The organism is Paenibacillus sp. UNC217MF, from assembly GCF_000686865.1.
In the GTDB taxonomy this organism is placed as follows: domain Bacteria; phylum Bacillota; class Bacilli; order Paenibacillales; family Paenibacillaceae; genus Paenibacillus_B; species Paenibacillus_B suaedae.
Window position 1 is genome coordinate 207,933 of record NZ_JMLT01000009.1, and the last position, 19,171, is coordinate 227,103.

The 19,171-nt window shown below is 49.3% G+C and carries 18 protein-coding genes and 1 riboswitch; of the genes, 16 read left to right on the forward strand and 2 right to left on the reverse strand.

Annotated features, from left to right (window positions below):
* Positions 1 to 106 precede the first annotated feature (106 nt).
* The gene (locus tag BP95_RS0106595) at positions 107 to 964 is read left to right on the forward strand and encodes a MurR/RpiR family transcriptional regulator (protein WP_021256356.1); all 858 of its coding nucleotides are present in this window, start codon (positions 107 to 109) and stop codon (positions 962 to 964) included.
* A gap of 141 nt (positions 965 to 1,105) precedes the next feature.
* On the opposite strand, the gene BP95_RS0106600 is transcribed toward BP95_RS0106595, so the two are convergent.
* On the reverse strand, positions 1,106 to 2,110 hold the full coding sequence (locus BP95_RS0106600) for a lipoate--protein ligase (protein ID WP_021256355.1): 1,005 nt from the start codon (positions 2,108 to 2,110) through the stop codon (positions 1,106 to 1,108).
* A 168-nt stretch (positions 2,111 to 2,278) separates the two neighbouring features.
* Here BP95_RS0106600 and BP95_RS0106605 point away from each other — a divergent pair, with 168 nt between their 5' ends.
* Positions 2,279 to 2,839, forward strand: a complete 561-nt coding sequence (locus BP95_RS0106605; protein ID WP_021256354.1) for a nitroreductase family protein — start codon at positions 2,279 to 2,281, stop codon at positions 2,837 to 2,839.
* A gap of 126 nt (positions 2,840 to 2,965) precedes the next feature.
* On the opposite strand, the gene BP95_RS0106610 is transcribed toward BP95_RS0106605, so the two are convergent.
* Positions 2,966 to 3,424 (reverse strand): hypothetical protein, encoded by a 459-nt coding sequence (locus tag BP95_RS0106610; RefSeq protein WP_021256353.1) that lies wholly within the window; start codon positions 3,422 to 3,424, stop codon positions 2,966 to 2,968.
* Between the two features lie 358 nt (positions 3,425 to 3,782).
* On the opposite strand from BP95_RS0106610, the gene cobD reads away from it, so the two are divergent.
* The 14 genes from cobD to BP95_RS0106685 all read left to right on the forward strand — a co-directional run bounded on the left by cobD (position 3,783) and on the right by BP95_RS0106685 (position 19,001).
* The gene (cobD, locus tag BP95_RS0106615; RefSeq protein WP_021256352.1) at positions 3,783 to 4,877 is read left to right on the forward strand and encodes a threonine-phosphate decarboxylase CobD; all 1,095 of its coding nucleotides are present in this window, start codon (positions 3,783 to 3,785) and stop codon (positions 4,875 to 4,877) included.
* A 27-nt stretch (positions 4,878 to 4,904) separates the two neighbouring features.
* Entirely contained in the window at positions 4,905 to 5,624 is a 720-nt protein-coding gene (locus tag BP95_RS0106620) for an adenosylcobinamide amidohydrolase (protein WP_028531708.1), read from the forward strand.
* 40 nt (positions 5,625 to 5,664) lie between these two features.
* On the forward strand, positions 5,665 to 6,630 hold the full coding sequence (gene cbiB / locus BP95_RS0106625; protein WP_021256350.1) for an adenosylcobinamide-phosphate synthase CbiB: 966 nt from the start codon (positions 5,665 to 5,667) through the stop codon (positions 6,628 to 6,630).
* A gap of 120 nt (positions 6,631 to 6,750) precedes the next feature.
* Positions 6,751 to 7,542: a histidine phosphatase family protein gene (locus tag BP95_RS0106630; protein WP_021256349.1), complete on the forward strand. Its 792-nt coding sequence runs from the start codon at positions 6,751 to 6,753 to the stop codon at positions 7,540 to 7,542.
* 196 nt (positions 7,543 to 7,738) lie between these two features.
* Positions 7,739 to 7,950: riboswitch (cobalamin riboswitch) on the forward strand.
* A 449-nt stretch (positions 7,951 to 8,399) separates the two neighbouring features.
* Positions 8,400 to 9,401: an ABC transporter substrate-binding protein gene (locus BP95_RS0106640; protein WP_021256348.1), complete on the forward strand. Its 1,002-nt coding sequence runs from the start codon at positions 8,400 to 8,402 to the stop codon at positions 9,399 to 9,401.
* Positions 9,402 to 9,418: 17 nt separating this feature from the next.
* On the forward strand, positions 9,419 to 10,462 hold the full coding sequence (locus tag BP95_RS0106645) for a FecCD family ABC transporter permease (protein ID WP_028531710.1): 1,044 nt from the start codon (positions 9,419 to 9,421) through the stop codon (positions 10,460 to 10,462).
* Entirely contained in the window at positions 10,459 to 11,328 is an 870-nt protein-coding gene (locus BP95_RS0106650; RefSeq protein ID WP_174808929.1) for an ABC transporter ATP-binding protein, read from the forward strand. The genes BP95_RS0106645 and BP95_RS0106650 overlap by 4 nt, the downstream gene beginning before the upstream one ends.
* Before the next feature lie 290 nt (positions 11,329 to 11,618).
* Positions 11,619 to 12,674: a nicotinate-nucleotide--dimethylbenzimidazole phosphoribosyltransferase gene (gene cobT, locus BP95_RS0106655; protein ID WP_028531712.1), complete on the forward strand. Its 1,056-nt coding sequence runs from the start codon at positions 11,619 to 11,621 to the stop codon at positions 12,672 to 12,674.
* 162 nt (positions 12,675 to 12,836) lie between these two features.
* Positions 12,837 to 13,406, forward strand: a complete 570-nt coding sequence (cobU, locus tag BP95_RS0106660; RefSeq protein WP_028531713.1) for a bifunctional adenosylcobinamide kinase/adenosylcobinamide-phosphate guanylyltransferase — start codon at positions 12,837 to 12,839, stop codon at positions 13,404 to 13,406.
* Positions 13,403 to 14,236 carry an adenosylcobinamide-GDP ribazoletransferase gene (gene cobS / locus BP95_RS0106665; protein WP_021256343.1) on the forward strand — a complete coding sequence of 278 codons (834 nt, stop codon included), beginning with the start codon at positions 13,403 to 13,405 and terminating at the stop codon, positions 14,234 to 14,236. Before cobU ends, cobS begins: the two co-directional genes overlap by 4 nt.
* Positions 14,237 to 14,396: 160 nt before the next feature.
* The gene (locus tag BP95_RS0106670; RefSeq protein WP_231515069.1) at positions 14,397 to 15,935 is read left to right on the forward strand and encodes a cobyric acid synthase; all 1,539 of its coding nucleotides are present in this window, start codon (positions 14,397 to 14,399) and stop codon (positions 15,933 to 15,935) included.
* 395 nt (positions 15,936 to 16,330) lie between these two features.
* Positions 16,331 to 16,846 carry a DUF2179 domain-containing protein gene (locus BP95_RS0106675; protein WP_021256341.1) on the forward strand — a complete coding sequence of 172 codons (516 nt, stop codon included), beginning with the start codon at positions 16,331 to 16,333 and terminating at the stop codon, positions 16,844 to 16,846.
* A 325-nt stretch (positions 16,847 to 17,171) separates the two neighbouring features.
* Positions 17,172 to 18,335, forward strand: coding sequence for an ABC transporter ATP-binding protein (locus BP95_RS0106680; protein ID WP_021256340.1), 1,164 nt, complete (start codon positions 17,172 to 17,174; stop codon positions 18,333 to 18,335).
* 6 nt (positions 18,336 to 18,341) lie between these two features.
* A complete protein-coding gene (locus BP95_RS0106685) occupies positions 18,342 to 19,001 on the forward strand; it encodes an ABC transporter permease (protein WP_028531715.1) in 660 nt (219 codons plus the stop codon).
* Positions 19,002 to 19,171 lie beyond the last annotated feature (170 nt).

Sequence of the window (19,171 nt, forward strand, 5' to 3'; positions counted from 1 at the left end):
GTAGTTGTGAGCTGGCATGGAAATAAACAAATCCGGCACAAGATACGCTATAGAGTGCCGCATCATACGGATTGAAATACATAAAGAAGTTAGGGGGAATCATGAGATGGTCGCAGGTGAACATACCAATACACTGCTGCTGATTAGAAGTCTCTATCCGTCACTGACGAAGACGGAGAAAAAAATAGCAGACTATGTATTGAAAAATGCCGAATCGGTGCTATATGCGACAGTTACGGATTTAGCGGAGCGAGCAAGTGCGGGCGAGACTTCTGTTCTGCGTTTTTGTCGTAATCTGGGCTTTAAGAGCTACCAAGATTTCAAGCTATCCTTGGCTAAAGATCTGGTATCACCACTGAAACATGAAGATAGTGAGATTGATGAGAGTGATGACCTGGCTGTTGTGGCGAAGAAAATGACAATGGAGAATGTCGCGTCGCTTGAGCATACGCTGTCCTTGCTGAATATGGAGGAACTGAATAAGGCTGTCGAAGCCATCGTGAATGCGAAGCGCCTATTCTTCATGGGGGTAGGCTCGTCTGCTATGACAGCGATGGATGCACAGTATCGCTTTATGCGGCTTGGCTACACTGGGGAAGCGATAACAGATCCACACGTGATGGCGATGAATGCGGTACTTATGACCGAACAAGATGTCGTATTCGGCATATCAACATCAGGCAGTACGAAGGATTTGGTGGACACGATTCGATTGGCGAAGGAGAATGGCGTATTTTTCATTTGCTTGACGAGTCATGCGAAGTCCCCTATTACAAAATATGCAGACTCCATTCTGCTGATCAAATCCAAGGAGACACCTCTTGAGGGTGGGGCCTTTTCATCGAAAATTGCACAAATCCATGTCCTCGATATTCTGTCGACGGCTGTTGCCTTACAAGATAAGGAGAAGGCATACAAGGCAATTCAACAAACGGCCAAGTCCGTATTGGACAAGCTATACTAAGCTTATGAGCTTCAGTGCTTTATGACTATGATATGACATACCAGTAGTCTGAATGGGATCAGGCGACGCCCGGTATATTTCGCTTTACATAAAGAAGAGGCGTTCTCTCCAAAGAGAGAACGCCTCTATCTGCTTCACGGTCTATTCCTGCAGCATAAGTAGTCCGACAAAGTCATCCTTACTAATGTTGCCGAGGTAGTGCTTAATGTCCATATCTCCAATGGCTTCGAAGATGGCTTGTTCCTCATAGCGAACACCTTGGAGCCGTTCCTCAATATCGCTTACTTCGCCGATACCGAAGAAGTCTCCGTATATTTTCATCGATTGAATCACTCCGTCCGCTACATCCAATCGAACATCGACGATGCCGGCAGGGAATTTCTTCGTATGCTCCACATTGAACTTCGGAGAGTGACCATAGTTCCAATCCCAGTTCTGGTAGCGTTCCTCGGAGATGCGATGAATAACCTCCCAATCCTGCTCAGTCAACACATACTGCGGAACTTGATCCGCTTCGATACCGAAGATGTGGTGCAGAATCGAAGCCTTGAATTCTTCAATAGTCATTGGCTCCTTCAAGTATTCCGCTATATTGGCAACACGGGAGCGCACAGATTTCGTGCCCTTGGATTCGATTTTGATTTGGCGCACCTTCAGTGCAGATGCGACATGTTCCATTTCCGAATTGAACAGCAGCGTTCCATGGCTGAACATGCGGCCACGGGTAGCGAATTGGGCGTTTCCTGAAATTTTGCGCTCTCCAACTTGGATATCATTGCGTCCAGTCAGATCGGCATTCACACCGAGAGCGTGCAAGGTGTCGATAACAGGCTGGGTGAATTTGCGGAAGTTATGGAAGGACTCACCGTCATCCTTAGTAATGAAGCTGAAGTTCAGGTTGCCTATATCATGATATACAGCTCCACCGCCAGAGAGGCGACGTACAACATGAATGTTGTTGTCCTTCACGTACTCGGCATTGATTTCTTCGATTGTATTCTGATTTCTGCCTATAATGATCGATGGCTCGTTGATATAGAATAGAAGATAGCTGTCTTCCTCAAGCGGCAAATGCTTCAATACGAATTCCTCGATTGCAAGATTGATCCGCGGGTCTGTTATGCCTTGATTATCAATAAACTTCATAGCTCGTCCGTCTCCTTCATGTAGAAGCTGTTGGTGCATATAGTTCTATTGTATACGATTTGCAAGAGAATACAAAACAGATTTGATATTGATAATCGTTATCATAGATGGTATGATGTGAAGTAACAAAGACGGTTACAATGCAACCTATTGAGGAGGAACTTCAGGATGTCAATTGCTTCAATTATTCGGGAACGTAGAAGTATACATGAATTCAACGATAAGCCAGTTGATCGCAGCTTGGTGCTGCAGCTGTTGAATGACGCAGTATGGGCACCGAACCACGGACTGCGTGAGCCTTGGCGCTTCATATATGCGGAAGGAGAAGGAAAGGCGCGTATTATGAACGGACTTCTTACCATTCTAGATAAGACTAAGCTAAGAGATGCAACGCCAGAGCAACGACAGAAGTTCGAGGAGCATTTGATGCATGTCCCTGCTTATTTGCATGTGGTTATGCCTGAAGACCCTCGTCCGAATATTTGGCAAGAGGATTTGGAAGCGGTGAGCGCTCTGATTCAGAACTTCCAGCTGCTTGGATGGGAACATGGTCTTGGCATGCTGTGGCATACAGGCGACTATATCTACAACAAGCAATATCGTGAGATGGTTGGCGTACAACCAGGCGAGAAGCTTGTCGGGGTAATCCGCATCGGCTACTTTGACGATGCGCCGAAGGCTCGCCCGCGTACGAGTGCGGATCAGCTCTTCACTGTAATCGATCAATAAAGGAGGATGGCCAGTGCAACTGGCTCTGTCCTAACAATAAGGAGTGCCTCGCAGCGTGTGCTGATCGGGCACTCCTTATCTTTTGTATCACGGATAGTAATATACACGAAGTAAACGGTTACATGATCAAGGATGATCTAATGGATCCGCCTTGATAAAACGATGGTACAGCATTAATTCCAAGGAGTGCTTGATCACCCACGCAGCCAGCAGCACACAGACAAGCAAATGAGCGCATACGAGCGGAGACAGCAATAGGGTGCGTGTATCCGATACATATATTAAATAGGCCGCACAGCAAGCTACAGCAAGGACGAGAAAGAGTAGGCTGAACTGATTGGCCTGTATGGATACCGAACGAGCAAGCTCCTTGTCCTCGGCCTCATCCTTGGACATAAAATTGATAAAGTGCATAACGACTTGAACGACGACGGCAATTCCGAACACGTTCCGGGCAAGGGCCATCATTTCCGTGCTGTATAATCCAATGTCTCCCTTGAGTCGAAATAGAATTGCAGCGTAATAGATGGTGACAATGATGGCGGCGCCGAGAGTAGCCCATGATGTCTTGTGATGCACCGACATAATCATCCCTCCTCATCCATGACATATCACACCTGTTAAGATGTGTGGTGCAACAAGATTATACAGCAATTAACAGAAGTGTTACAGTGTGCGATTGACCAATGTTTTTTGGCATTTCGTAATAAAACGTTTGCAATTCTACTATAATTGTTTGCGAATCGTGCTGCAACGCCTGTAGTAAACGAAGGAGCTACACATATTTACAGGAAAATTCGTTTGACGAACATTGCTCAGTTACGCATAATGGACGAGTAGAAACGATTCCATATTGGAAAGCTCCGGTTCGTGGAGCTAGCAGTACATATATATTTTCAACCTTTGGACAAATCCAATTGACATCTTTGGGAGGAAGACAGCAATGGGCATAATTGAACGATTCGGGCATGGTGGGGATGTGTGGACGGCTGCGGACGCGTTCGGCGTCGATCGTAAAGCACTGCTGGACTTCAGCGCGAATATTAATCCGCTTGGACCGCCTTCGGCTGTTATAGATCGTCTGAGACGCGAGATGATGCCGTCAATCGTTCATTATCCGGATCCTGGACATCGGCAGATGAAGAAGCTCTTAGCTGCGAAGTTAGGGGTCGACGAGGCACTGATTAGCATTGGCAACGGGGCTGCAGAATGCATGGCGCTGTTGTTGCTGGCGATTCGGCCTAAACGGGTTGGCGTTATTGCCCCTTGTTTCTCTGAATATGAGACGCTGTCGCGCAAGTTCGGAGCAGAAGTGATGCATAGGGTTGGCAGTGAGGATAACGACTTCCGTGCTACCGAGCCTCAGCTGACAGAGCTTATTGAGCAGGCGGATGTCGTATTTATCGGCCACCCGAACAACCCGAATGGTGCATTATATGATCGTATGCTGCTAGGAAGACTTGCAGCCTTAGCAGAAGCTGCTTCTACGATTCTCATAATCGATGAAGCTTTTATTGACTTTGCGAATGAAGAGGAGCATTCCTTGATTCCATTCGTTCATCGATGCCCGAATCTTATTGTACTTCGTTCACTTACGAAGTTCTATGCGATTCCTGGATTACGTCTCGGGTACGCAATCGCCCAGCCGCAGCATATTGCGGCGATGTCGGCTATGCAGGTGGCATGGAGTGTCAATGGCTTGGCACTAGCGGCAGGGGAGGCCCTCCTGACGGACGAGCAATCGGATCAATACGCGGCTTCAACACGAGCTCTCATCGATGAAGAACGGGCTGCTCTACGTAAGCAGCTGCATAGGTTAGGCATTCGAACATGGCCAAGTGTAGCGAATTTCCTATTATGCAGAGCTCCAGAAGGGTGGACGGCGAAGTCGCTTCAGGCCGAATTATGCCGATCCGGCATTCTCATTCGCAATTGCGATATGTATGCTGGACTGACGGAGAGAGACTTCCGATTGGCAGTCAAGGATCGCGCTGCGAATGCAATTGTAGCGTCAGCCCTTGAAGCTGTGTTACAGTAGACAAACACAGAATGAAGGAGAAGTGGGATGCAGCCATATCGAGAGAGCAACTGTACCTATACATCTAGACATATTGCAGGAGTACATATTCGTTGGGAGGATGCTCTCATCGCTGTTGAACTTCCACAGATAGCGCCGATATGGAGCAGTGCTGTATTTCATGGAGGGCAATGGGCGGGCAATCGCATCTTGAATCAGATGGTTCATTATCAGTTCAATTATGCAGATCCGATAGAGTACCTTCGTCTGACGTGTGTAGAGAAGGGGTACGCTCCGGAACAGACCGTTGGGCTTATGACCGCTGCTAAAGTGAGCCATGCATCTGTTGCTGAGCAGGATGCGGATGAATGTTCGCTTCTGTGCGTAACGACTGCCGGAACGTCTAATGCGGCTCGTGCTGGGATGCCGCGACGCGTATTCTCAGCATATGAACCATTGAAGCCGGGGACGATTAATTCCATTCTTATTATGGATGGCAAATTGTCTGATGCCGCGGTATGGAATGTGTTCATGACGGCAACGGAGGCCAAATGTGCGGCTCTGTCTGATCTGGGCATCTTAGATTCAGAGACGGGGCGCATTGCCACAGGAACGACGACAGATGCAATTGCATTTGCCGTGATAGACAGTGGACGATATGAACCTGTGCATTGCTATGCAGGGACAGCGACCACATTGGGTCATGCGGTCGGACAACTCGTGTATTCTACCGTATATGAGTCCGTCAAGACTCAGCATGAAGCATGACCGCTAACAGAGAAGAACAACCTACTAGGGTGGTAGACATATGACAGCAGCGCTCATCATAATAGCAGCATACATATGGGATCGGATTGTAGGCGATCCTCGGGCTATCCCGCATCCAGTCGTTGGGATTGGCAAAGGAATAAGCAGAGTAGAACGTGTTATACGCAGGATAAGTCCTTCCGAGCAGGCGCTCAAGCCGCTAGGCATCCTGCTGCCGATTATCGTGGTAGGAGGGGCGTATGCGTCGACTTGGCTTATATTAACAGGACTATATCATGTTCATGAATATGTAGGATGGATTGCCGAGGCATTGCTCATTGGAACGACAATTGCGGCAAAAGGACTGAAGGATGCAGGGATGGCTGTGTATCGGAGGCTGAAGGAGCAGGACTTAGAGGGTGCAAGGCGAGAAGTCGGCATGATTGTCGGCCGCGATACAGAGCAATTGGATGAACCGGAAGTCGTGCGCGCTACCGTCGAGACGGTAGCGGAGAACATAGTTGATGCGGTCATTTCGCCGCTATTCTTCGCACTTATCGGAGGCGCTCCGCTGGCTATGGCATATCGTGCGGTGAATACGCTCGATTCTATGGTCGGCTATAAAAATGAGAAATATCAGAATTTGGGCTGGGCATCTGCCCGCCTCGACGATATCGCCAACTGGATACCAGCACGGATCACTGCTGTGCTCATCACGCTGAGCGCTTGGATTCATCGGTATGATGCACGCAGGGCTTGGTCAATGGCGCTTCGAGATGCAAGCAAGCATCCAAGCCCGAATAGCGGGTGGGCCGAGGCAGCAGCAGCAGGTGCGCTTGGCATCAGGCTTGGTGGTTATAATGTGTATAAAGGAATACGTTCGTTCCGCGCTTATATGGGGGATATGAAGCAGCCTCTGCAAGCAGAGCATGTGCCTGCGGTATGCAGGTTGCTCGTAAGCAGCTCGACAGTCTTTGTTATTCTGGCAGGCCTGCTCCTATATGTGCGAGGAGGATGGCTTCTGTAGACGAATGGCGGATGAAGGAGTACAAATGGGATGACACGGACAACTAAATGGAATGCTCCCGCTATTCATCGGAACCGGCGTCGTTCAGGAGCATCGAAAAACAACAGGAAACGATTATTAATGACAAGACATATGTTACGAAAAAAGAGTCAAGCAAGCGGCAAAATTGTGCGTTTCGCACTTGTTCGTCATGGCTTGACGCAAGAGAATACGGAACGGCGATATATTAGCTATTCGGATGTGCCGCTATTGCCGGATTCAACAGAAGAGCTCCGAGCGCTTCGCCGAACATTGGCGCATCCATCGCCGCTGCTATACACGAGCGATATGCGCCGCTGTCGCGACACGCTCGCCTATTTGCGTCCGCGTGACAGCATCCAAGCTGTGGAGGACACAAGGCTGCGAGAATATGACTTCGGTATGTGGGAAGGGTTAACCTACAATGACTTGAAGGAAGATCCACAGTATCGAAGATGGCTTGACGATTCATCAGCCATCCAGCCGCCGCGCGGGGAACCGTGGCAGACCTTCTGTACGCGAACGGCGCATGTATGGTGGGAAGTGCTGCGCAATGCGCGTGATTCCTTCATCAGCAGCGGTAATCACATGGAACGGCAAGAGAGCGCTATCCGTCGTCGACCGTACCATTCTTCGCCGCTGCCACGTGGACGTGTGCTGCGCAGCAAGACAAGCCGGATGCAGAGACAGTCATATGGAAGCGGGCCTACTCCGCGGCCGGATGTTGTCATCGTCACACACGGTGGCGTCGTTCGTCGCTTATACACGCTGGCTTTCCCAAGGAAGTCATTCTGGGAAGCCGCTGCGCCAATCGGTGGCGGTGTTATGATTACGGCGAAGCGATGTGCCCGCAAATGGAAGTTCTTGCGAGCAGAACGGCTTCCCAGCAGATGATGACGTTTGTGTGTCAAAGCAGGTTCATTGGATACGCGCAATGATGTAATCTATTGCAACGCAGGGGCTTTTCCCCTATAATCAATTATCGAGTTTAGCACTTGGATGACGAAATGTATTCCATATTGAATAATCGTGATACTTCAGGTCCTTGGGTATGTATGCGGTACGGATCCATACGCGTTGTTCGGTAAGAGACACCGTTGTATTGTATGGCCGATGCATATTCGAGGTTAATAGGGAAGCCGGTGTAAACCCGGCGCGGTCCCGCCACTGTGAATGGAGTGTTGCGCTCATGATGCCACTGTCGGATTCATTAGTGTGTGCTGTATGTACCGCTATGGATGGGAAGGCGAGCTGCAACGTATTCTCCTAAGTCAGGAAACCTGCCTGAAGATGGACGAGCTGTATCCTTCGCGGAGAGGATCACGTCATTGGCGTAATGCATCAGGCAACATGGCAGCGCAGCTGCTTGCTTCCTGCTTCTAGGTGTCTGTTGAATATTGCGATAGATGACTTTGTGTTCCCCCGGATCGAAGGATCGGGGGTTTTTGCTGTATTTGGAAATGATTTCACATCCCATCAAGCACTTCGTTTGTACAAGGTAAACTGCAGTTCAATGCAATTGCACAGCACGAATGTATATCACAAATTCAGTCACAGTAGGATTTACAGCTCAGGTATATGCAAGTGCTCATTGACAACTGATACCGAATGGGGATGTACATACATTCTTACGGCAAGTGCAGCTTGCAGTGCATTATCGTTCGCATGGCGAAGGATGGAACCGCTTTACACCTGCACGGGTAGTACATGGTTAGAGACTAGGAAGAATGACGCGAGGGAGAGATTCTGACATGAACAAATGGCTGAACAAATCGGTAGCGGCGCTATTGGCGCTTATGCTTACAGTAGGACTGGCGGCTTGCGGCAATAAAGATGCGGCTAAGCCTGCTGAGAATAATACTGCACAGCAAGAGTCCAATGGCAATGGGGCTACAGAACAACCGAAGCAGGATGATCTAAAAACGACGTATCCACTGACTGTTAAGGATGCGACTGGTGAGGAGTTCACATTCGACAAAGCGCCAGAACGTATTATATCCGTGTCCCCAGCTGAGACAGAGTCCTTGTTCGCGCTTGGATTGGATGCACAAATCGTTGGGGTGTCTGATTTTGACGACTATCCAGAGGCAGCGAAGTCCAAAGAGAAAATGGGCGGCATTACGAAGCCGAATGAAGAGGCAATCATTAAAGCTAAGCCGGACATCGTATTCACAGGTATCTCCATGAAGGAGCCCGTCGTGAAGAAGTTCCGTGAACTGGGCATTAAAATATTCAAGGTTGAGCCAAAAACGTACGATGATGTGATTAAGAACATTGAATTGTATGGTCAAATTACGGATCAGCAAGCTAAGGCGAAGACGATTGTTGACAACATGAAACAAGTGCGTGAAGATGTGAAGTCGGCCGTTCAAAGTGCGGAGAAGAAAAAGGTGTATATTGAATTCTCCCCAGGCTGGACAGTAGGCAGCGGCGAGTTCATGAACGAACTGATTGAAGTGGCAGGCGGCACGAACGTTGCGGCTGATTCAGCTGGCTGGATTCAAATTAACGAAGAGAATATTATTAAATCCAATCCGGATGTAATCATGTTCACGCAAGGTGTAGTGGACAAAGAGACGAACAAATCCTTGGAAGAAATTATTCGTGGACGCAGCGGTTGGAACAACATTAATGCAATTAAGAACAATCAAGTAATCGGTGTGGATCAGAACCTGATCAGCCGTCCGGGACCTCGTGTAGCTGAAGGATTGAAGGCAGTTGCGAAGGCGATTCATCCGGACTTGGTAAAATAATCATCGTGGAGAAATCGATGAATAAAATGGGTTGGTATGGAGGAGCGGGTATTGCGCTTCTCCTTTTGTCCGTTGTAGGATGCCTCGCTGTAGGCTCTGTACAAATGCCAATGGGGGAAATTGCTCAAATTCTGCTTCATCATATTCCAGGGCTGGATCAGTTCATACCGGTGACATGGGATGACGCTTCCGCGCAAATTATGATGAAGGTACGCTTCCCACGAGTTCTATTGGCAATGCTCGTAGGGGCGGCGCTTGGGGTCGCAGGTACTGCATTTCAAGGAGTGCTGCGCAACCCGTTGGCAGATCCGTATACATTAGGGGTATCTTCAGGGGCTTCTGTTGGAGCCGCATTCCTTATTTACTTCGGTTTGCAGTATTCGCTGTTCGGCGAATGGACGATTCCTGTCGTTGCATTCGCTACAGGGGTAGCGACCCTAATGTTCGTCATTAAGCTGGCCAGTGAGCAGGGGAAGATTCCAATCGAGACACTGATTTTATCTGGAGTCGTGATGCAAGCCTTTCTCGGCTCCATCGTCTCCTTTCTTGTAGCCATGACAAATCAGACGATCAATGAGATTTTGTTTTGGGTGATGGGCAGTTTGGCGATGCGAGGTTGGTCTTATACAGTGGTGCTCGCTCCTTATTTGGCAATTGGCATTGTTATTCTTATTGCATATGCAAGACCGCTTAATTTGCTTGCATTAGGTGAGCGGCAGGCCTCGCATCTCGGACTTCATGTAGAGCGGACGAAATGGGTAGTGCTGCTGACGGCAACGATGATTACGGCAGCTGCCGTATCTGTCTCCGGCGTCATCGGCTTTGTCGGATTAGTCGTTCCGCATCTGCTGCGCTTAATTGTAGGCCCCGATTATCGATATTTGATACCGCTCTCAGCAATTGGGGGAGCGATATATGTGATGTGGGCAGATACGATTGCCCGTACGGCATTCGCACCGACAGAAATCCCACTTGGGGTTGTAACCGCGTTTCTAGGTGCGCCATTCTTCGCCTACTTGCTTATGCGAAATAAGCGAGCGAAACGGGGGAAATGGTCATGACACAGCGAAGAGAACATCTACCGAAAGCATATCTGGATCATGCAGAGAGCAGCAATCATGCCTTTCACATGGAGAAGGGCAGCATCATTGAGGTTCAAGGACTGAGCAAGCATTATGGGGAGAAGCATGTACTGCAAGATGTGGATTTCGCTGTGAAGTCTGGAGAGTGGGTTGGCATCATTGGTCCGAACGGTAGTGGCAAGTCCACGCTTCTGTCTTTGTTGTCAGGAGTTGATCGACCTACTTCTGGCTCTATACAGCTTGCTGGTCAAATGCTGGGTACCTATAAGCGCAGAGCACTGTCTCAGATGATGGCAGTGCTGCAGCAGGAAGCGCTTCCACCACTTGGATTTACGGTGCGCGAAGTGGTTGAGATGGGACGTTTCCCATTTCAATCCTGGCTTGGATCAGAATCTGAGGATAGTGGAGAGATTGTAGACCGGATTATGGAGAAGCTGCAACTGACGGAGCTGGCTGACCATCCACTTGATCGGATTAGCGGCGGGCAGCGCCAACGGACGGCATTGGCTAAGCTAATGGTGCAATCCCCTTCTGTTGTACTGCTGGATGAGCCGACGACGTATTTGGACATTCATTATCAGGTGCAATTTATGGATATTGTTCGGGAGTGGCAGCAGGATTGCGGGTTGACGGTCGTATCCGTGCTCCATGATTTGAATTTGGCTTCTTTATATTGCGATAGGCTTGTTGTCATTCATGGCGGCGGCATTGCTGCTCAAGGCACACCTGAGCAGATCATGACTACGGAGCTGCTGTCGCGTATTTTTGCCACAGAGACGACAGTTGTGCCGCATCCCGATACGGGCCGCCCTCAGATTCTTATTCGACCGAAGCTAGGGTTATAGACGGCCCTGGACAGCATAAATTGCTGTCATTTTGCAATAACGCAATTTATAGCATTCCGCTTGAAAATCGATAACGATGAATATAGTGAATGTTGCATGGAACAAGAGTGGATATGAGTCATAGTCAGAAAGAACCACAATCTGTGCACGGATCTAAGATCACAACTAAGAACTGAAAACAATCATTTGCACATTTAAGAACAGAACTAAGAAATGAATACAACTATGTGCACATCTATGAACACAAGTTTGTGCACATGAAAATCAATTTGACAACGGAGATGAGCAGCATGAATGAACGATTAAATCAACTGATCGCACAAATTAAGCTCTTGGATGAGCAGGCAATCCAATCTGCCATCGAGCATCAAAATCAATTGACGAAGCCGCCGGGAAGCTTGGGAGTACTCGAGCAGGTTGCGATTCAAGTTGCAGGTATTACAGGAGAGGTTAAACCGCAATTTGAGAAGAAGGCCGTTATTGTCATGGCTGGCGATCATGGAGTATGTGAGGAAGGCGTTAGCGCATTCCCATCCGAAGTGACGCCGCAGATGGTGTATAATTTCCTCCGTGGCGGAGCTGCGGTCAATGTTTTGTCGCGCGAAGCTGGTGCAGACGTGGTATGTGTCGACATCGGTGTCAATGCGGACTTGGATGATCTGAAGCTTGTATCGCGCAAGGTGCGCAAAGGTACGGCGAATATGGCGAAGGGGCCTGCTATGTCGCGAGAGGAAGCAATCTCTGCGGTTCTAGTAGGTGTTGATATTGTGGAGCAGTACGTTCGCGAAGGATATCGCCTGTTCTCGACAGGGGAGATGGGCATTGGAAATACAACGGCGAGCGCTGCGATGCTGTGTGCATTTACTGGGATGGAGCCTGAAGAGGCAGTAGGCCATGGGACAGGCATCGGCGACGCGCAGTGGAAGCATAAATGCAATGTGGTACGGCAAGCGCTTGAAATCAATGCACCGAATCGTGAGGATGCATTGGATGTATTGGCGAAGGTAGGAGGGCTGGAAATTGCCGGTCTTACGGGTGTTATTCTAGCAGCGGCGGCGAATCAGGTTCCGGTTGTGATAGACGGGTTTATCTCCAGTGCGGCTGCTCTGGCTGCTGTACGATTAGCTCCGGCGGTACAGCCTTATCTTATTGGCTCGCACTTGTCAGAGGAGCGGGGGCATACAGCGCTATTGTCTGAGCTCAAGCTAAATCCATGCTTGCATGTGCAGATGCGTCTTGGCGAAGGGACTGGCGGTGTGCTGATGTTCCAGCTCATTGATGCTGCAGTGCGAATTATGCGAGAGATGGCAACATTCGCAGAGGCGGGTGTAACTAACAAGGAGTAATCGTGAATTGGCATGTCGGGATTATGGTTCCAAATGAACAAGAAACGTAAACAAGCATGACGATTGCATGTATGTATGTTGTCACACGAGTGTGATCAACTTAGGTATGATGTTAACACAAGGATAATCAATGCAAGTATCTTGAAGCAAGGATGAGTGAGCATGGGGAAAATTGTACTCGTAACAGGCGGAGCGAGAAGCGGGAAGAGTACGTTCGCTGAGCGACTATTTATGAAGTTGTCCCCGCAGGGCGGTACCTATGTTGCGACCGCTGAGGCTCATGACGAGGAGATGAAGGAGCGCATCCGGCTGCATCAGGCGAGTCGTGAGGCATCTGGATACGCGTGGAGCACAGTGAACCAGTCGCTGGAACTCCCGAGTTGGCTGAGTGAAGAAGAACAGCCGACAGTGCTCGTTGATTGCTTAACAATCTGGCTGTCCAATGAGCTTCTGCGTGCAGAGCAGGAGGATGAGGGACGGATGGAGGCACAGTTGGAGTGCCGTATTCGCGATATCTTGGATGCACTTCAATGTATTCAGCAGCGCGATGGTGTCGTCGTCATGGTAACGAATGAGGTTGGCAGCGGCGTTGTACCAGCCTACAAGCTTGGACGAGTATTCCGTGATGCAGCGGGCCGGCTAAATCAGCGAATAGCTGCACTTGCAGACGAAGTGTATTTGGTTACGGCTGGGATTCCGATAGAGCTCAAGAGCAGGATGGTTGAGCTATGAAGCAATATGTACATGCGTGTATTGCTGCCATGCAGTTCCTGACCCGCATTCCAATCCCGAAGGAAGTACCATTCACGAATGAGGTGCTGAAGCGCAGCACCTTGTTCTTTCCTGTCGCGGGCGGGGTAATTGGATTGATTGTGTGGGGAGCAGGAGCTGGGTTGACATTGCTGCTTCCGACAGGGCCGGCAGCGGCAGTAACGTTGGCGCTTATGCTTATGCTTACAGGTGGACTGCATATGGACGGACTGATGGATACAGCGGACGGCATATTCAGCAGTCGATCCCGTGAGCGTATGCTGGAGATTATGAAGGACAGCCGTGTTGGGGCGATGGGGGTTATTGCATGCGTCCTGATGCTGCTGCTGAAATGGTCGTTGCTTACCGCCTTATTTGACGCGAATGCCTGGAATGTCTGGATCGTCATTCCGTTCATCTGGTCCCGTGCTGCTATGGTATGGGCGATGACCAATGAACCGTATGCACGGGCCGAGTCTGGGTTGGGCAGTTATTTTCAAGGGCTCAACCGGAATCATGTGGCTGCAGCATATGGCTGTGCTTGGCTGCTGACCGCAGTGGCTGTTGGAGCTATGGCGCTTCCGATTCGAATCAGCTATCTGATGACGATGCCAGCGGGGATTATCTCGGGTTGGCCTTGGTGGCTGCTCATTGCTTCGCTGCTGTTAGGAGTTGCAGCGGCATGGGCGGTATCTCGATACTTGTCTAAGAAGCTCGGTGGCCTGACAGGTGATACTTACGGCGCGTTGAATGAGTGTACAGAAATGGTGTTCATGCTGCTGCTGGTGCTCTTGTGTGGAATGAAAGGGTGAACGTGAGATGGATGAACAGTTAAATAACAACGTTCCTGCTCAAGGAGATAAGGTGTCCTTGACAGTGCTTGGCTCTGTTTCGGCTCAAGAAGAAGCCGGACAGAAGGAAATCGGGAAGGTAGAGCATGAACGAAGCAAGCCCGGGCGCGGACGGACGATCATGCTGCAGGGCACGGCTTCTGATGTGGGCAAAAGTGTTGTGACCACGGCGCTGTGCCGCATTTTGAAGCAGGATGGATATAAGGTGGCGCCGTTCAAGTCGCAAAATATGGCGTTGAACTCTTACGTTACGCCTGACGGCAAGGAGATCGGGCGTGCACAAGGTGTGCAAGCCGAAGCATGTGGGGTTATGGCAACGACGGATATGAATCCAGTGCTGCTGAAGCCCATGCAGGAGATGAGCTCCCAAGTCGTCGTTCACGGCAAGCCATATCAAAATTTGAGCGCTCGCGATTATCGCTCTAGCTTCCTACCCGAGGCGAAGCGCATCGTCGTTGACGCGGTCAATAGGCTTCGCGATGAGTATGATATTGTCGTCATGGAGGGGGCAGGAAGCCCAGCGGAAATTAATCTCAAGCATAATGATATTGTGAACATGAACATGGCTACCTGGGCAGATGCTCCAGTTATCCTCGTCGCGGATATTGACCGCGGCGGTGTATTCGCGTTCATCGTCGGGACATTGGAGCTGCTGGAGCCGCATGAACGAGAACGGGTACACGGCATCATCATTAATAAATTCCGCGGTGATGTGTCGCTTCTGCAGCCGGGAATCGAATGGCTAGAGGAACGGACAGGCATCCCGGTACTTGGTGTGCTTCCTTACGCCAATGATCTCGATATTGAGGCAGAGGACTCTGTTGCTCTCGAACAGTGGAAAGGCAAGGCAGAACCGGAAAATGATCTGGATATTGCCATAATGGCGTTGCCCCATATCTCAAACTTTACCGATATTGATCCAATAATAGCTGAGCCTGATGTTCGCGTTCGATATGTGAGAAAGCCGGAGGAGCTGGGCAATCCCGATGCAATCGTCATTCCGGGTACCAAAAGTACAATGGCTGATCTAGAGTGGCTGCGCAGCACGGGATTGGCGGAAGCTGTTCAGCACTACGCAGCACAACATCTAGGGGCAGTCGCAGGTATCTGCGGCGGTTATCAGATGCTTGGCCAGCATTTATCTGATCCAGCAGGAGCTGAGGCGGAGGCAGGAGCGACCATGGAGGGATTAGGCTTACTCCCACTGGCTACGGAATTTGCCGCCGAGAAGCGAACTGAGCGGGTATCGGGTGTCGTGAGCGCATCGCAGCTCGTTGGAACACCCATGCACCAAGTTCCCGTTGAAGGGTATGAGATTCATATGGGGCGTTCTACGATCACGACACATACCGGCACCGGCATTGAAGCTGAGCCCCTATTCAGGCTTGATGGCGATGGGGGAACAGATGGCTGTGTAACGGAATCAGGACGTCTATTTGGAACGTATATGCACGGTGTTTTTCATAATGATGCCTTTCGCAGGGGCTGGTTGAACGGGCTGCGTCTCAAGCAAGGGCTCAACCCTATCCCGACGATACTGAATTATAATGCGAAGCGTGAGGATGCATTTGATCGGCTAGCTGACTTGGTGCGGAGCAACTTGCAGATGGATGTGCTGTATCGCATTCTTCAAGTAGATAATCCAGAGGATAGTGTATAGCTGAGGGATTCGAAGGAGCAATCGGACACAGCAGCAGGAGAAGGATGGGAAAGCACGAATTTGAAATGATTTCCCTATCGCCTTCTGCTCTTGCCTCGACGTACTAAAGACATTACAATCAAGGGAGTTCGGGACATGGTTACCGAGGTCCTTCTTTTTTTGCATAAGGCTACGATGGCTGTTGATTTGTTCATACAATGATTCGAGACATTGTACGGAGCAATTCATGGGAAGGGCGTTTCGAAGCTTCCTTGATAGGGTACTGAATTTATTACGATGCGCTTTATAAGTACTGTACAGGTGCTGCATTGCTTTGATGCACTGCTGATGGACATCGGAAGCATGGTCCATTGCTGCTGTACAACTGCTTAGCAGGCGAGAGAGGATTTGCGTGTATGCTTACGATACTGATTGCCATTTTCACGATCCAAATCGTATATGTCTCCTTTTTTACGCTGCGGATGATTCTGACGTTGAAGGGGCAGCGCTACTTGGCTGCAACGATCAGTACGGTAGAAATTATTATTTACGTGCTCGGCTTGAATATGGTGCTGAAGTACTTGAACGAGCCAATTAGTCTGATTGTGTATGCCGCTGGTTATGGAATTGGTGTCCTCGTTGGGTCATGGATCGAGGATAAAATTGCGCTTGGTTATGTCGTACTGAAAGTAATTGTCAACAACCCGCACAGTGAGCTTCCGAATCATTTGCGCGATCACGGCTATGGAGTAACGACATGGATCGGCAGCGGCCGAGACGGCGAACGCTTAATGCTCGAAGTGCTGTCACGGCGCAAAAATCGGAATAAGCTCCAGGCTTCAATCCTCGATATGGAGCCAAAGGCTTTTATTATTACATCTGAACCATCACAGCTGCATGGCGGCTTCTGGACAAAGGTGACACGGCGTTAAGGCGCAGTGAGCCTTTGTCTTTTTTTGGGTACGTATTAACAGTGCTGTTTATTGGCTATATTGGGTATATCGCTTAACACTAATGAAGATAATAAAACCGTCCTTTTTGCGAGGGCGGTTTTTTTGTTGTTTTTACTTATGTGGCAGTGGTTAATATATACTTATAAGTCTAACTTATATATAGATTTTTCATAGGTCTACATAACAGGAAAATGCATGAAAGTTTACATGAAAAAATATATATGTAATAATAAACATAATTGTTTTCATCGTTTTCATAGCTATGAAATATATTATCTAATCTTATAAAAGAGGTGAGCGATGCATGATTCAATTCCAGCATGTGAATAAGGTGTATGAGGATGGCTTTCAGGCGTTGAAGGACATCAATCTTGAGTTCAAGAAGGGAGAGCTAACCGTTCTTATTGGACCGAGCGGCTGCGGAAAGTCGACCACAATGAAGATGATTAATCGTCTCATGACTCCTTCCAGCGGCACCATTCTCATTGACGGCAAAGACGTGTCGTCGCAGAACCCCGTAGAACTCCGCCGCAATATTGGCTATGTTATTCAAAATATTGGTTTATTCCCCCATATGACAATTGGGAACAACATTGCAGTTGTCCCACGGTTGAATAAGTGGGAGAAAGAGAAGATCGACCCTAGAGTCGACGAACTGATGCGTCTTGTTAATCTAGATCCGGAAATTTACCGCAACCGGTATCCTTCTGAGTTGAGCGGCGGCCAGCAGCAGCGTATAGGTGTGGCTCGCGCTTTTGCAGCAGATCCGGATGTTATCCTGATGGATGAACCGTTCAGTGCGCTTGACCCGATCAGTCGTGAGCAATTGCAGGATGAATTGATTCGGTTGCAGCAGGATTTCAACAAGACCATTATTTTCGTTACACATGATATGGATGAAGCGATCAAAATCGCGGATACCATCGTACTCATGAAAGATGGAGTGGTCGTGCAAACAGGCTCTCCGGAAGCGATTCTCCGGCATCCGGCGAATGATTTCGTTCGTACCTTCATTGGACAGAAGCGTCTGGAGAGCGAGTCCCCAATTGAGATTCCTACTGTAGATGAGGTAATGGTGACAACACCAGCGACGGCATTCCCGAACCGCGGTCTTGCTGAAGCGATTAAAATGATGGAGCATCGCAAGGTAGACTCCTTGTTCATCGTAGATCGTGCCAAAAAGCTTCAAGGCATCGTGTCGATCTACAACGTACTCGATCAATACGGCGAGGAAGGCAAGACGGTCAAGGATGTCATGAAACCAATTGGCTATTCGGTACCAGCGGGAACGCCGCTGCCAGATGCCTTGAACATCATGAATGATCATCGCTTGACGAATTTAGCGGTGATCGACAATGCGGGAACCCTTGTAGGACTCATTACGCGGGGGAGCGTCGTCAAGCACTTGTCCGAGGTATATCCAGCTGTCGTCGATAAGCTGGCCAAAGCATATGCGGAGGAGGCGTAACGGATGATGAATGAATGGTGGGCATTCTTTCAGGAGCGCGGTGCCGACATCGTTACGGCACTCCGTGAACATTTGACGATTACAGCAGCCTCCGTGCTGCTTGGCTGCTTGGTTGCAATTCCATTAGGAATCCTGCTCGTCTACAATCGCGTGAAGTGGGTGAACAGCATCGTGTTCTTCGGCGCGAACTTGTTGCAGACGATTCCGAGCTTGGCCTTGCTTGCTATTCTGATCCCTCTGATGGGGATTGGGATGAAGCCTGCGATTATCGCCTTGTTCTTGTACTCCATTATGCCGATTCTGCGCAATACGTACGATGGCTTCGAGTCGGTCGACCGCGGTGTGCTGGAATCTGCTCGAGGTATGGGGTACGACACAATGCAGCGCATTCTTCGCATACAGCTCCCTCTGGCACTTCCTTATATCATGTCGGGGATACGAATTACGACCGTATATATTATCAGTTGGGCCACGCTTGCAGCACTGATCGGTGCAGGTGGTCTTGGACAGCTTATCGTATCCGGTCTTGGCGTGAATAAGCCGGAATTGATCGTTGCAGGAGCTGTTGGGGCCATTGTACTGGCATTCGTCATTGACGCATTGCTGGGATGGCTTGAACGAGCACTGACACGCCGTTTCGGACGGACGAGCAGCATGGCCGCATAAATTGCCGTACGTGAACGGGGTGGACAGTCGGATAAATGTACTAGGGAAATTGGTTTAATTGTTTGTCTGCTGCTAATCGCGGTCAGACAGATGAGAGTTACCGATAGTTTAGAGTTAGCTGTAAATGGTAGACTGACGACCTTCCGGGAGATGGTTGTCAAATTTTCATG